Origin of the sequence: Bradyrhizobium glycinis, from assembly GCF_016031655.1 — a bacterium.
In the GTDB taxonomy this organism is placed as follows: domain Bacteria; phylum Pseudomonadota; class Alphaproteobacteria; order Rhizobiales; family Xanthobacteraceae; genus Bradyrhizobium; species Bradyrhizobium glycinis.
Genome location: NZ_JACCHQ010000036.1, coordinates 16,577 through 29,240 on the forward strand (window position 1 = coordinate 16,577; position 12,664 = coordinate 29,240).

Annotated in this window: 10 protein-coding genes; 6 read left to right on the top strand and 4 right to left on the bottom strand. The window is 65.9% G+C overall.

What is annotated here, in order from left to right; genetic code table 11:
- Nucleotides 1–2: 2 nt before the first annotated feature.
- Nucleotides 3–1,730 (bottom strand): adenylate/guanylate cyclase domain-containing protein, encoded by a 1,728-nt coding sequence (locus HZZ16_RS33215; RefSeq protein ID WP_197954560.1) that lies wholly within the window; start codon nt 1,728–1,730, stop codon nt 3–5.
- A gap of 299 nt (nt 1,731–2,029) precedes the next feature.
- Here HZZ16_RS33215 and HZZ16_RS33220 point away from each other — a divergent pair, with 299 nt between their 5' ends.
- Nucleotides 2,030–3,568: a glycosyltransferase family 39 protein gene (locus HZZ16_RS33220; protein WP_246510612.1), complete on the top strand. Its 1,539-nt coding sequence runs from the start codon at nt 2,030–2,032 to the stop codon at nt 3,566–3,568.
- An 8-nt stretch (nt 3,569–3,576) separates the two neighbouring features.
- On the opposite strand, the gene HZZ16_RS33225 is transcribed toward HZZ16_RS33220, so the two are convergent.
- Nucleotides 3,577–4,704 carry a threonine synthase gene (locus HZZ16_RS33225; RefSeq protein ID WP_197954561.1) on the bottom strand — a complete coding sequence of 376 codons (1,128 nt, stop codon included), beginning with the start codon at nt 4,702–4,704 and terminating at the stop codon, nt 3,577–3,579.
- A gap of 337 nt (nt 4,705–5,041) precedes the next feature.
- Between HZZ16_RS33225 and HZZ16_RS33230 the strand changes: the two genes are divergently transcribed.
- From HZZ16_RS33230 to HZZ16_RS33245, 4 genes are all read left to right on the top strand, one after another.
- Nucleotides 5,042–6,298, top strand: coding sequence for a GTP cyclohydrolase II (locus HZZ16_RS33230; protein ID WP_197954562.1), 1,257 nt, complete (start codon nt 5,042–5,044; stop codon nt 6,296–6,298).
- Nucleotides 6,299–6,303: 5 nt separating this feature from the next.
- Complete coding sequence (locus HZZ16_RS33235; RefSeq protein WP_197954564.1) at nt 6,304–7,542, top strand: URC4/urg3 family protein; 1,239 nt, start codon at nt 6,304–6,306, stop codon at nt 7,540–7,542.
- Nucleotides 7,543–7,700: 158 nt separating this feature from the next.
- Nucleotides 7,701–8,330: a uracil phosphoribosyltransferase gene (gene upp, locus HZZ16_RS33240; RefSeq protein WP_197954566.1), complete on the top strand. Its 630-nt coding sequence runs from the start codon at nt 7,701–7,703 to the stop codon at nt 8,328–8,330.
- A 67-nt stretch (nt 8,331–8,397) separates the two neighbouring features.
- Nucleotides 8,398–8,610 carry a hypothetical protein gene (locus tag HZZ16_RS33245; RefSeq protein WP_197954568.1) on the top strand — a complete coding sequence of 71 codons (213 nt, stop codon included), beginning with the start codon at nt 8,398–8,400 and terminating at the stop codon, nt 8,608–8,610.
- Nucleotides 8,611–8,729: 119 nt separating this feature from the next.
- On the opposite strand, the gene HZZ16_RS33250 is transcribed toward HZZ16_RS33245, so the two are convergent.
- Together HZZ16_RS33250 and HZZ16_RS33255 are read right to left on the bottom strand one after the other, a co-directional pair.
- The gene (locus HZZ16_RS33250) at nt 8,730–9,839 is read right to left on the bottom strand and encodes a M48 family metallopeptidase (RefSeq protein ID WP_197954570.1); all 1,110 of its coding nucleotides are present in this window, start codon (nt 9,837–9,839) and stop codon (nt 8,730–8,732) included.
- Nucleotides 9,840–9,842: 3 nt separating this feature from the next.
- Nucleotides 9,843–10,958: a YjgN family protein gene (locus HZZ16_RS33255; protein WP_246510609.1), complete on the bottom strand. Its 1,116-nt coding sequence runs from the start codon at nt 10,956–10,958 to the stop codon at nt 9,843–9,845.
- Nucleotides 10,959–11,383: 425 nt separating this feature from the next.
- Here HZZ16_RS33255 and HZZ16_RS33260 point away from each other — a divergent pair, with 425 nt between their 5' ends.
- Nucleotides 11,384–12,649 carry a cytochrome P450 gene (locus HZZ16_RS33260; protein ID WP_197954575.1) on the top strand — a complete coding sequence of 422 codons (1,266 nt, stop codon included), beginning with the start codon at nt 11,384–11,386 and terminating at the stop codon, nt 12,647–12,649.
- The last annotated feature ends 15 nt before the right edge of the window (nt 12,650–12,664 follow it).

Genomic DNA, 12,664 nt, shown 5'->3' on the forward strand with positions numbered 1-12,664 from the left:
GATCACGCAGCCACCCGCTCGCTGCGATCGACCAGCCCCGCCAGCTCCCTCGCATTCGCCACCACGCGCACCGCGAGCGGCTCGTCGCGGCCACGGATGGCGACCTCTTGCTGCGGCAGGGCGTCCTCGGCAATATCAGCGGTACGGCGGACTTCTTCCGAGACGATCGCCTCGCAGGCCAGTGTCTTGGTCATGTCCTGCAGGCGGGCGGCGACGTTGACGGCATCGCCGAGCGCGGTGAAGACGATGTGATCGCGATAGCCGATGTCGCCGATGATGACCTCGCCGCCGTGGATGCCGATGCCGAAGCGGATCGGCTGGCGCAGATCGTGGCTCAGGAGCTCGTTGAGCTCGTCGATATGCGTGGCAATTCCCGCGGCTGCCTTCATCGCCTGCCGGCAGGCGGTTTGCGGGTCGGCCGCAAGGCCGAACAGCGCCAGCATGCCATCGCCGACGAACTGGTTCGGCTGGCCGCCGTTCTCGATCACCGCCTGCGACACCGCGCCGAGGAAGCGGTTGACGATGAAGACCGTGTCGAACGGCAGGCGCTTCTCGGCCAGCTGCGTCGAGCCGCGCATGTCCACGAACAGGCTGACGAGATAGCGCTCCTGGCCGATGCTGGCCGATGTCGAGGCCCCGTCCGCTCCATGCGTGTGAGGTGTGAAGAGCTGGAAGAAGGAGAGGTCGGAGGTCGGGCGCAGCTGACAGGCCAGCCGGATCGAGGGATCGGCGGTGCCGACGCGGGTGAGCACGAACGCCTCGCGCTGGGACGGGGTAGGCAACGCGTCATGATCGCCGATGATGCGGATGCGGCAGGTCGAGCAGCGGGCGCGGCCGCCGCAGACGCTGGCATGCGGCACGTTATGGCGCAGGCTCGCTTCCAGCACGGACAGGCCCTTGGGGACCCGCACCGTCTTGCCGTTGCCGTAGGACAGCGCGATCATGCCGCCGCGCCGTTCGCGCAAGGCACGCGCGCCGCGCGCCGCCAGCACCAGTCCCAACAGACCGAAATAGCCGATGGTGAGACCGCCCGCGATGCGGTCGAGCGTGTCGCCTTCCGCAACCGTGCCGACCTGGCGGCGGGTGAGATGCTGTCTACGCCATTCGCCATCGTCACTGTCGACGGCGACGCTGCGGCCGCCCTGATAGATGCCGAGCAGCGAGAGCGTCGGGATCAGCACGGCGGCCGCGAGCAGATAGGGCGCCGCGCGCGTGAAGAACGGCTTCAGCCGAAGCCAGAAATAGACGCCGATGCAGCCGTGCACCCAGGCAATGAGCAGCAGGATCGTCATCTGCCAGAGCCGGCCCGGCGCCGCGACGAAGAACAGATAGAGCTCCTGCGGATAGAGCTTCTGGTGTCCGTACAGCGTCTGCCCGAGCCGCACGCCGATGACGTGGCCCATGACGAGGACGGGGATGCTCAAGCCGAGCACGAGCTGGAGCGGCTCGATCGTCCGCCAGCGGAACTGCCGGCGCTGATACAGCGCGTAGAGGCCGAGGCCCATATGGGTGAGTGCGGCCGTGTAGAACACGATCGCGACCGGGAGGAACTGCCAGAACAGGGTGTGATAGTAGACCCCCGTCTCCATGGCATCGACCGAAATGTTGCCGAGCGCGTGGTTGAGGAAGTGACTGACCACATAGGCGAACAGGATGAGGCCGCAAACGAGTCGCACCTGCCGCACGCCGGCGGCGCGGACGACTGACATCTGTCTGGGAGCGGTGGCCATGATTGGATTGTATCAGTTCATGAAAGAGAACAGCCAGCGTAACGTTTAATTCCTGATGTGGACAGGCTGTGAGGCCACATGCCTGGGAAGCCGCCTCACACTCCGCCGTCGTCCCGGATCGGCGCGCGCCTTCAGGGCGCGCTTGTCCGGGACGACGCGGGGAGAGAGCTTGGCCCACATTGACTCCCCCTTTCAAGTCGGGGAAAAGCGCCGCCGTGACGATCGCTCCCGACACCTCTGCGAAGCAAGCCGGCGCCGAACGCCGTCTCATCCTCATTGCCGCAGCGATCATCGCCGCGATGACGCTGCTCCGCATCGTCTATGCCTCGGCCATCGAGCTGCGCACCGACGAAGCCTATTACTGGACCTGGTCCAAGGAGGCCGCGCTCAGCTTCCTCGACCATCCGCCCGGCATCGCGTGGCTGATCCGCTTCGGAACCGCGATCTTCGGCGACACCAATCTCGGCGTCCGCTTCGGCGGCATCGTCGCGATGCTGGTGACGCAGCTATTGCTCGCCGACATCGTCCGCCGCCTCACCCATGATGCGCGCGCGATCGTGTTCGCGGTGCTGATGCCGGAGGCCGCGCTGTATTATGGCCTGTTGATGGCCAAGGTCGCGCCCGATGTCGCGATGATCCCGTTTGCGGTGGCGATGATGTGGTCCTTGGTGCGGCTGGCACAAAGCGGCGACGGACGCTGGTGGCTGGCGGCCGGCCTGTTCGCGGGCCTATCGATGCTGGCGAAATTCACCGCGATCATGTTCGCGCCGGCGGTCGCCGCCTTTCTGCTGGTGCCGGACTGGCGCTGGCGCTGGCTGCGCAGTCCTTACCCCTATCTCGCCGTCCTGGGCGCGATCGCGGTGTTCTCGCCGGTGCTGATCTGGAACGCGCAGCACGACTGGGCCTCGTTCCGATTCCAGGGCGTGCGCGCCACCGCCAATTACGGCATCTCGCTGCGTACGATCGGCGATTACATCGGCCTGCAATTCGGTCTGGTCGGCTTCGTCATGCTGCCGGTGGTGCTGACGGGCCTGGTTCTGACGGCGTGGCGCGGCTATCGCACGCGCGAACCGGTCGCGATCCTTTTGTCGACCGCGGTGCTGGTGCCGTTCGTCTACTTCTTCTTCAAGTCGCTGACGCTTCGCGTCGGCGACACCTGGCCGATGTTCATGTGGCCGGTGGGTTTTGCCGCCACCGCGGTCAACCTCGTCACGATGAGGAAAGAGGGATGGTCCGCCCGAATGCTGAGGTCCTCTCTGTTCTGGGCCAAGACAGCGATCGTCTCGGGCCTCGCCTTCGTCATCGTCGTGTTCCTCTACTACGTTGCCGCGCCCTGGAATCTGCTCGGCAAGATCGACCCGATCGGCGCCGAGGCCGGCTACGAGCAGGTCGCCGCGCGGGCGCAAGCGGCCCTCGACGCAACGGGCGCGACCTGGATCGCAACCACGGACTATCGCACCTACGCCATGATGCGCTGGCTGTTCCGGGGCCGCGTGCCGGTGATCGAGATCAACGAGCGTGGCCGTTTCCAGGATTTCCGCGATCCCGGCATGGACCGGATCAAGGGTCATGCCGGCATCTATGTCGGGCGCGAGCCGGACAACCGCGCATCGCTGTGGGAGCACATTCCGGCGCAGCGCGAGCAACTCGCCACGGTCGAACGCCGCTGGCGCGGCGTCGTGATGGACACTTATGCGATCGAAAAGCTCACCGGCTGGACCCCGCAGCTCTCGCCGCCAAAGGACTCGCCGCTGTTCCAGTGGAAGGTGCTGGCGGATGCCGGCGGGCGCTTGCGCTCTCCCGCCAGGCCCCTCCATGAGCCTGGAGCGGGAGAGTAAGCGCGGCCCTACTGCACGAGATCGGCGACGGTGATTGCGGCCTTGAGGCCGGTGCCGGTGAGAACCGCGACCGTGGTCTCGTTCGCCGTGATGGCGCCGGTTGCAGCGAGCTTGTCGAGCGCCGCAGCCGCGCTGGCGCTGGTCGGCTCGGCGAACAGGCCCTGGCGCGCAAGGCGGCGCAGGGCGGCGACGATCTCGTCCTCGGTGAGCGCGATGGTGCCGCCGCCGCTCTCGCGCAGGGCGGCGATGATCTCACGCAGGCGGAGGGGAGTCTTGATGGCGGTGCCTTCGGCGATGGTCTTGCTCACCTCGCGCGCGACTGGCGTATCGACACCGGCCTTGAAGCTCGCATCGATCGGCGAGCAATTGAGCGGCTGCGCCGCGAACAGGCGCGGCAGCTTTGCGATCTGCCCGGCCTTCAACAGCTCGCGGAAACCGAAGGCGCAACCCAGCAGACTGCTGCCGGCACCGACGGGAACGATGACGTTGTCGGGCGCGCGGAAGCCGAGATCTTCCCAGATCTCGTAGGCCAACGATTTGGTGCCTTCGAGGAAGAACGGCTGCCAATTGTGGCTGGCGTAGAAGGTCTGGCTCGACTGCCGGATGGCCTCGGCTTCGGATTCCTCGCGCGGGCCCTCCACGAGCTGCACGGTTGCGCCGTAGGCGCGCACCTGCGCGATCTTGGCCGGCGACGTCGAGGCCGGCGCCAGAATCTTGACGCGCATGCGGCCGGCCGCACCCAGCCCCGCCATCGACGAGCCGCCGTTGCCGGAGGAATCCTCCAGAATGGCAGAGATACCGATCTGTCGCAGGAACGACAGCATCACCGCCGAGCCACGGTCCTTGAAGCTGCCGGTCGGGTTGAACCATTCGAGCTTGAACAGCGGGCGCAGCGCGCCCCATTCCTGCTGGACCAGCGGCGTGCAGCCCTCGCCGAGCGTGATCGGCTTCGCGATCTCGACCGGCAGCGCCGCCCGGTAGCGCCAAAGCGACCGCGTCCGGCCATCGATGTCCTCGCGCGAGATGCCGGCTCCCGGCGTCACCAGCAGCGGCGTGCGCTCGTCCGAGCACCAGCGCGGCTGGTCCAGGGGATAGAGCTTTCCGTTACTGGGATCGATGTAGCTGGCGGCGGGCATGGCAGTCTCCAGGGGCAGGGGCAGCGCAGTGCGCCGAACTTGAAGCCCGCCGCACGCAGCAACAACTCCTTGAAAACACGAAAAATGAAACTATTTCAATTCCTTAAACTGGCCTCACGGGCAAGGCGGCAAGCGGGATGAGCGTGCCGGCAGGCCCGATGGCCGTCTCCATGACGGGAATTTGGCCGCGAACGGCCCCTGCGCCCTGCCACGATTAACTTGTCTGTCGTCGCCGGCCGCTACAATATGTTGGATTGAGCTTGCGCCGCCGGTTCGGCGCCGCAAGCGAGCCAGGCCCGTCCAAGCGGCGGGCCGTTGGCTTTTTGGGAGCCTGGACATGAGCCGTGCCAACCGTACCGACCACATCCGCCTGACCTCCCATCCGGAGCCGGGCCGGAAGGCCGCCTTTCCCATTCATTGGGGCGCCACTGATGCGCGCGCCCGCGGGCCGGTCATCGGCACGGTGTCGCGCGCCGGGGACCGCAACGTGATCGGCAGCCATGGCGGGTCCTACGCGATGTACCGCGCGCTCGCGGTCTCCGCCGGCGCGCTCGACCCGATCAGGCGCCCCGACCTCACCAACACATTTCCGGCCGCGACCATCGGTCCGTTCCCGCAATGGACCGATCCCACCAAGATCGTCGCGCTCGATCCCTGGGGGCATCTGGTCGCCGAGAATTTTCGCCAGGAGATCGCGGAAGGTGTCGACATCCGCCCGAGCATCGCGGTGACGCGGGCGCGGCTCGACCTGCCGGAGATCCGCGATGCGCTTGCCGCCAAGCGGCTGCGTGCCGACGGCGAGGTCGTGCACGCCAATGGCAGCGTCTCGGTGGTGAAGATCGCGATCGATCCGGTGTGGTATCTGCCGGGCCTTGCGGCGCGCTTCGGCACCGGCGAGACCGAGCTGCGGCGCACGCTGTTCGAGCAGACCGCCGGCATGTTCCCGGAGCTGGTGACGCGCCCGGACATGAAGGTGTTCCTGCCGCCGATCGGCGGCACCACGGTGTATCTGTTCGGCGACCTGACGAAATTGCCGGATCATCGCACCAGGATCACCTGCCGCGTGCATGACGAGTGCAACGGCTCCGACGTGTTCGGCTCCGACATCTGCACCTGCCGCCCCTATCTGATCCACGGCATCGAGGAATCCGCGCGCGGCGCACAGGAGGGCGGGCTCGGGCTCGTCGTCTACAACCGCAAAGAGGGCCGCGCGCTCGGCGAGGTCACCAAATTCCTGGTCTACAATGCGCGCAAGCGGCAGGAGGACGGCGATGCGGCCGCCGCCTATTTCGAGCGCACCGAGTGCGTGGCCGGCGTCCAGGATGCGCGCTTCCAGCAATTGATGCCGGATACGATCCACTGGCTCGGCCTCAAGCGCATCGATCGCTTCCTGTCGATGAGCGACATGAAATACGACGCGCTGACCTCGCAAGGCATCGACATCGTCGAGCGCGTGCCGATCCCGCTGGAGCTGATTCCGGCCGATGCCCATGTCGAGATCGCCGCGAAGAAGGCCGCCGGCTATTACTCCACCGACATCGCGCCGGAGCAGTCCGTGGACGGCGTCATCGGGCGTTCGCTGGAAAAATACTGATCGCGATGGCGGACGCTTTGGAATCGCAGGCGCGCGCGCTGCTCACCGCAAAGGCGGTTCGCGCGCGCGCCGGGCAGATGCTCGAGCTCGGCCTCGCCGGCGGGCTCACTCATTTCACTGTCGATCTCGACCGCATGGATGGCGTCGCGGAGGCCGTGCTCGCGGTCACGCGTAAAGCCTATCCGACGCTCGACATTCCCTTTCATGCGCGCTGGCGGCACTTCGTGCTCGGCGGCGTCGACCGCTGGGCCCGGCTTGCCGATGCTGGGTCCTGGCCGGATCGCGCGGCGCGGGCGCGCGCCGAGTTCGACCTCGCCATCGTCAGCGTGCTGCTCGATGCCGGTGCCGGCGCAGCCTGGCGCTATCGCGACGCCGTGACGGGAGCAGATGTCGGCCGATCGGAAGCGCTTGCGATCGCGAGCCTCGACATGTTCGCGAGCGGGCTGTTTTCGCGCGATGCGCGTGCGCCGCTCAGGGCCGATGCGGAGGTGCTTGAAAGACTGCCTCTTGCCTCACTTACTTCCGCCTTTCAGGTGACCGGCGCCAATCCGCTGCTCGGCCTGGAGGGACGCGCCGACCTGCTGCGGCGTCTGGGCAGGCAGGTCTCGGAGCGTGCGGACGTGTTCGGCCTCCACGATACGCCGCGGCCGGGCGGGCTGTTCGATCATATCGCGGCGCAGGCGATCGGCGGCACTGTTGCTGCGCCCGCAATCCTGTCCGCGGTGCTGAACCAGCTCGGGCCGATCTGGCCGTCGCGGCTCGCGCTCGCGGGCGTCCCGCTCGGCGATTGCTGGCGGCATCCTGCGATCAAGGCGGACGATGGCACGGCAGGCCTCGTGCCGCTGCACAAGCTGTCGCAATGGCTGAGCTACTCGCTGATCGAGCCGCTGCAGCGCGCCGGCCTCGAAGTGACCGACATCGACGGGCTGACCGGCCTTGCCGAATATCGCAATGGCGGCCTTTTCGTTGACCATGAGGTGCTGCGCCTGCGCGATGCCGCGGACGCCGCACGCGAGCATGAAGTGGATTCGCTGCTCGTCGTGGAGTGGCGCGCGCTCACCGTCGCATTGCTCGACAGATTGGCGGAGCACATTCGTAGTAAGCTCGGCCGCACGCCGGAGACACTGCCGCTCGCCAGCATTCTCGAAGGCGGCACCTGGGCGGCCGGCCGGGCCATCGCATTTACACGCCGTCCCGACGGCTCGCCGCCGCTCAAGGTCATCAGCGACGGCACGGTGTTCTAACCCTCTCCCCCTGTGGGAGAGGGTGGCTTCGCGAAAGCGAAGCCGGGTGAGGGGTTGTCTCCGCGGACACATCTCTCGCCTGAATTCGTGGAGACAACCCCTCATCCGGCGCTTCGCGCCACCTTCTCCCACAAGGGGAGAAGGAAGAAAGGCAGATCATGGAAGGCGTCACGATCGTCGATCATCCGCTGGTGCAGCACAAGCTGACGCTGGTGCGGGACAAGTCCATCTCGACCAAGTCGTTCCGCGAGCTGATCAAGGAGATCGGCATGCTTTTGTGCTACGAGGTGACGCGCGACCTGCCGCTCACCGACACCGTGATCGAGACGCCGCTGGCGACGATGCACTCGGCCAAGATCGCCGGCAAGAAGCTGGTGTTCGTGCCGATGCTGCGCGCCGGCACCACCTTCGTCGATGGCATGATGGACCTGGTGCCGACTGCGCGCGTCGCACATATCGGCCTCTACCGCCAGCCGCACAGCTTTGCCGCGGTGGAGTACTTCTTCAAATCGCCCTCCGATCTCAGCGAGCGCCTCGCCATCGTGGTGACGCCCGTGGTCGCCACCGCCAACACCGCTGTCGCTGCCGTCGACCGGCTGAAGGAGCGCGGTGCCAGGGACATCCGCCTTGCCTGCCTGATCGCAGCCCCGCAAGGGCTCGAGCGGCTGCGCGGGTTGCATCCGGACGTGCCGATCTGGACTGCGGCGGTCGATGAAGGGCTCGACGAGAACGGCTTCATCCTGCCGGGCCTCGGCGATGCCGGTGACCGCGCCTACGGAACGCGGTAAGTGCTGCGCGCGTTTTAGGAACAGCTTCGACCGCGCAAGGTTCTCCTGCTCTAACATGGAGAGCACGATGACCTATCAGGATGACGACCGCAGGGCCGACAGAGCGCGCCGCAACAGCCCGGTCGGCTGGGCAATCGGCGCGATCTTCGTGATCGCCGTGGTCGCGGCGGTCTTCTTCTACAATGGACGAGAGGTCGGTCCCCAAACCACGACCTCAAATCCGAACACGGCGCCGAACGTCACCACCGGATCAAATCCGCCCACTACGCCGGCAAAGTGACGGGCCAGAGCATGATCCGGAGAAAGTGCGTAGCGGTTTTCCGAAAAGATCACGCTCAAACAAAAACCTAAAGCGCGATGACGATTTTTCCTGTTCGCATCGCGCTTTAGGGTAGGCCGTCACACCTTCCCGCTGCCGCAAATGCCCTTCAGCGCCTGCCATTCCTTGTCGGTCAGCAGCGGCGGGCCGCTGGCGGGCCGGTCCTCCGTCGTCATGCGCGCGAGACGGTCCTCGGTCAGCGGATGGCTGGCGAGGATATTTGTCAGGCCAGAGCCGCCTTCCTTGCCGGTGATGCGGAACATCAGTTGGGCCGCGGGCTTCGGCGAACGGCCGAGCGCATGCATGATCTCGATCGCGAAAGTGTCGGCGCCGGTCTCCGCTTCGCGCGAATAGGACGCTTCGACCAGGCTGCGCGAGGCGAAGATCACGGCCGAAGAGCCGGTGACGTCGCCGAACAGCAGGCCGATCAGGAACGAGGTGCCGCCGTTGTAGATCAGGCCGCGCATGTTGTCGTGATGCTTGAGATGGCCGAGCTCGTGGGCGAGGATGCCGGCAAGCTCGTCGGGACTCTCGGCCTTGTCGAGCAGCCCCTTCAGCACGAACACCTTGCCGCCGGGCAGCGCGAAGGCATTTGGCACCGAGGTCGGCAGCACGCCGGCCGTCATGGTGTCGTCGAGGCCGGCCGCATCGCGCAGCCGGTTGACGAGCTTCGTGAACGCGGCCTTGCCCGCGGGGTCTTCGCACACGCTGCGGCCGAAGATGGTCTTCATCTGGACCTCGGCCGCGTCGCCGATGCGCCGTTCGACAGGCTTCGGCACCAGCGGCGCGAGCCGGTCGGCGGCGAGCGGCACGCCGAAGAGGACGACGCAGACGATGGAGACGGCGGCGGCAACCGACCAGCCCACGATCTTCGCGACACCGCTGCGCGTCGTCCGGTGCTCGTCGAGACGCGTGCAGCGGGCGGCCACCTCCGCGGCGAGCGCCGCATCGCGGATCTCGAGCCGAGCCAGAGGCGGTGCGGACGTCGCAGCCAGGCGCAGGATTCCGGGGGGACTGTCGGCGCGGCGAAGGTCGGCATAGGCCCAGCGAACGGGCGTTGCGCCGTCCTCGGCGATCTCGAGTACATCGCCGAGGGTCAGCGTCACTTGCCGTCTGCGGCTCGACACGCCGTCGAAGAAGATGGTCGGCTTGGCCGACTGCGCCAGGGTCTCGGCAAACACGTCACTCACAGCTCAGAATCCCGCGACATCGAGTCCGTCGGCAAAGCCTTCGCCGAGCGCGCCGGCAAGCTGACCGCTGCCGCGCACCTCCGCCGCGGCCCAGATGTTGTGCACCTCGACGGTCTCCAGCACCTTGGCCCAAAGATCGCGCTGAAGATAGACGCGCATGACGATGTTGATGGCAAGGGCGAGCGCGAAATAGCCGATCACCATCATCACCACCATCGGGATGCTCTTCGTCGCATTGTCGCCGGCGAAGATCTCCTCGGCGGAAACGCCGGTAAGCGAGACGACGAGCAAGGCGCTGCCGCCCATATAGGCCGAGAACGCGACCGTGAGCAGCATCCACCAGCCGATCACTTTCCAGTACAGGCCGTAGAAGGCGTCATGAGGCAGGTTCGAGGACAGGCTGACGCCACCGATGCGGATGCCGTCGAGCCACCAGCGCCATTCGCGCGCCTTGAACTCGGCATAGAAGAACGGTGCGAGCGGGAAGATGAAGAGCGCGATCGGGCTGAGCAGCCACAGCCACCAGCCGCGCTTGAAGAAGGTCCAGCCGTCGGCTTCGAAATCGCCGCGGAGATCGCCGTAATGGGTGTGCCGCATCTTGTAGCGTTCGAGCGCAGCTGTGCGCCAGGGCAGCGCGAGACCGAGCGTCAGGAACACCAGCAAGCCCCACAGCATGGCGCGAAACGCGTAAGCCCAGCCCGAGCCGTCCATCCAGAAGCGGACGCCGCGCCAGACCGTGCGCGTCAGGCGGTAGCGCCGCGCGCGAAAAATCGCGAACTGGCCGAAGGCGTAGAAGGCGATGAATAAGGGCGTCGAGGCAAAGCCCTGCCAGCGCTCGAACTCGATGCCGATAAGAAAATAGGCGAGATAGATCGGCACCAGGATCGCGAGCGCGAACAGGAAGCCGACCAGGAGCTCCTTGGCCCTCCCGGTGTATTCGGCTGTATCGCCGTCGATCGCGGTGTGCGTCCACAGGTGACGGCGGATGTCGGTGACGAGCCAGAACCGGTAGAAGCCGAAGGTGACGAGCTCGAGCATGGCACCCTTGGTGACCATCTTCCGGAACTCGGAGCGGTTGCCGGAGAAATCGACCCGCGTCGCCGGCAGAGGCGGGGGCAAGGGTTCGGACCCGATGGGGGTCCATTGCATGTCGTTCACGGGCGGCAACCTCGGGATGCGGATCTCTTCCGGCCAAACTATAGATCAAAGGTTAGTCGATCCCCAAGATGAGCGGGTTCGATTTGGCTCGATTCCAGCCGGTTTCTGCCATGCTTCCACGACGAAACGGTGTGCGGGGGATCACGCTCGTCGATGTCCCGTAGTCTCGATGGAGCGACGCGCAATCCAGGCCAGCGGCAGCAGCACCATGTCCCGGATTACGCTTGCGCTCCATCCAGGCTACGCACCTCCATCCCCGCTACGCTCAAGGGTTGGATGTGGCAAAACTCTCCCTTGCCCCGGCGCCGACAACCGGCTGTAATTGCAAATCAAATACCGTAGCGCAGAATTCAACGACGCGCGGTTCATATCCAGGGAGAACGGTCATGCATGGGACCATCGAAAGCGCGGCCAAGCTCGACGCCTTGCGCGAGCGCGCCATGTCGCTGCCGCTGGAGCAGTTCGATCCCGGCGACCCCGAATTGTTCAGGACCGATACGTTCTGGCCTTATTTCGATCGGCTGCGCCGCGAGGATCCCGTGCACTACTGCAAGGACTCGATGTTCGGGCCGTACTGGTCGGTGACGCGCTACAACGACATCATGGAGATCGAGACCAACCATGCGGTGTTCTCCTCGGCCTCCGCGCTCGGCGGCATCACCATCCGCGACATCGATCCGGATCTGCGCCGCGAAAGCTTCATCTCGATGGACCCGCCGCGCCATGCCGCCCAGCGCAAGACCGTGGCGCCGATGTTCACGCCGACACACCTGGACAATCTCGCCATCAACATCCGCAAGCGCTCGGCCGAGTGCCTGGACAACCTTCCCCGCGGCGAGGTGTTCGACTGGGTCGATCGCGTCTCGATCGAGCTCACGACGCAGATGCTGGCGGTGCTGTTCGACTTCCCCTGGGAGGATCGCCGCAAGCTGACGCGCTGGTCCGATATCGCCACCACTATTCCCGGCCCCGGAGGCCTGGTCGCCACCGAGGACGAGCGGCAGGCCGAGCTGACGGAATGCGCGGCCTATTTCTCGAGGCTCTGGAAGGAGCGCATCGAGCAGCCGCCGAAGAGCGATTTATTGTCGATGATGGCGCATGGCGCCGCGACGCGCGACATGGATGCGAAGAACTTCCTCGGCAATCTCATCCTCCTGATCGTCGGCGGCAACGACACCACGCGCAACACCATGTCGGGCTCGCTTCTCGCGCTGAGCCAGCATCCGGAGCAATATCGCAAGCTGCGCGAGAACCCTGATCTGCTCGACAGTTTCGTGCCGGAGGTGATCCGTTGGCAGACGCCGCTGGCGCATATGCGCCGCACGGCGCTCTCCGACTTCGAGTTCCGCGGCAAGCAAATCAAGAAGGGTGACAAGGTCGTGATGTGGTACGTCTCGGGCAACCGGGATGAGGAGGTGATCGACAGGCCCTACGAGTTCATCATCGATCGCGCCCGCCCGCGCACGCACCTGTCCTTCGGCTTCGGCATCCACCGTTGCGTCGGCCTGCGGCTTGCCGAGCTTCAGCTCAAGATTATTTGGGAAGAAATCCTCAGGCGATTCGACCATATTGACGTGGTCGGCGAACCCACCCGGGTCTATTCGAGTTTCGTAAAGGGTATCGAGACGCTGCCGGTGAAGATTGCTGCGTGAGTCGAACGCAACGGA

Bases quoted from the DNA above. Each gene is read 5' to 3' on its own strand.
- HZZ16_RS33215 (WP_197954560.1), bottom strand. From the start codon at position 1,730: ATGGCCACCGCTCCCAGACAGATGTCAGTCGTCCGCGCCGCCGGCGTG.
- HZZ16_RS33220 (WP_246510612.1), top strand. From the start codon at position 2,030: ATGACGCTGCTCCGCATCGTCTATGCCTCGGCCATCGAGCTGCGCACC.
- HZZ16_RS33225 (WP_197954561.1), bottom strand. From the start codon at position 4,704: ATGCCCGCCGCCAGCTACATCGATCCCAGTAACGGAAAGCTCTATCCC.
- HZZ16_RS33230 (WP_197954562.1), top strand. From the start codon at position 5,042: ATGAGCCGTGCCAACCGTACCGACCACATCCGCCTGACCTCCCATCCG.
- HZZ16_RS33235 (WP_197954564.1), top strand. From the start codon at position 6,304: ATGGCGGACGCTTTGGAATCGCAGGCGCGCGCGCTGCTCACCGCAAAG.
- upp (WP_197954566.1), top strand. From the start codon at position 7,701: ATGGAAGGCGTCACGATCGTCGATCATCCGCTGGTGCAGCACAAGCTG.
- HZZ16_RS33245 (WP_197954568.1), top strand. From the start codon at position 8,398: ATGACCTATCAGGATGACGACCGCAGGGCCGACAGAGCGCGCCGCAAC.
- HZZ16_RS33260 (WP_197954575.1), top strand. From the start codon at position 11,384: ATGCATGGGACCATCGAAAGCGCGGCCAAGCTCGACGCCTTGCGCGAG.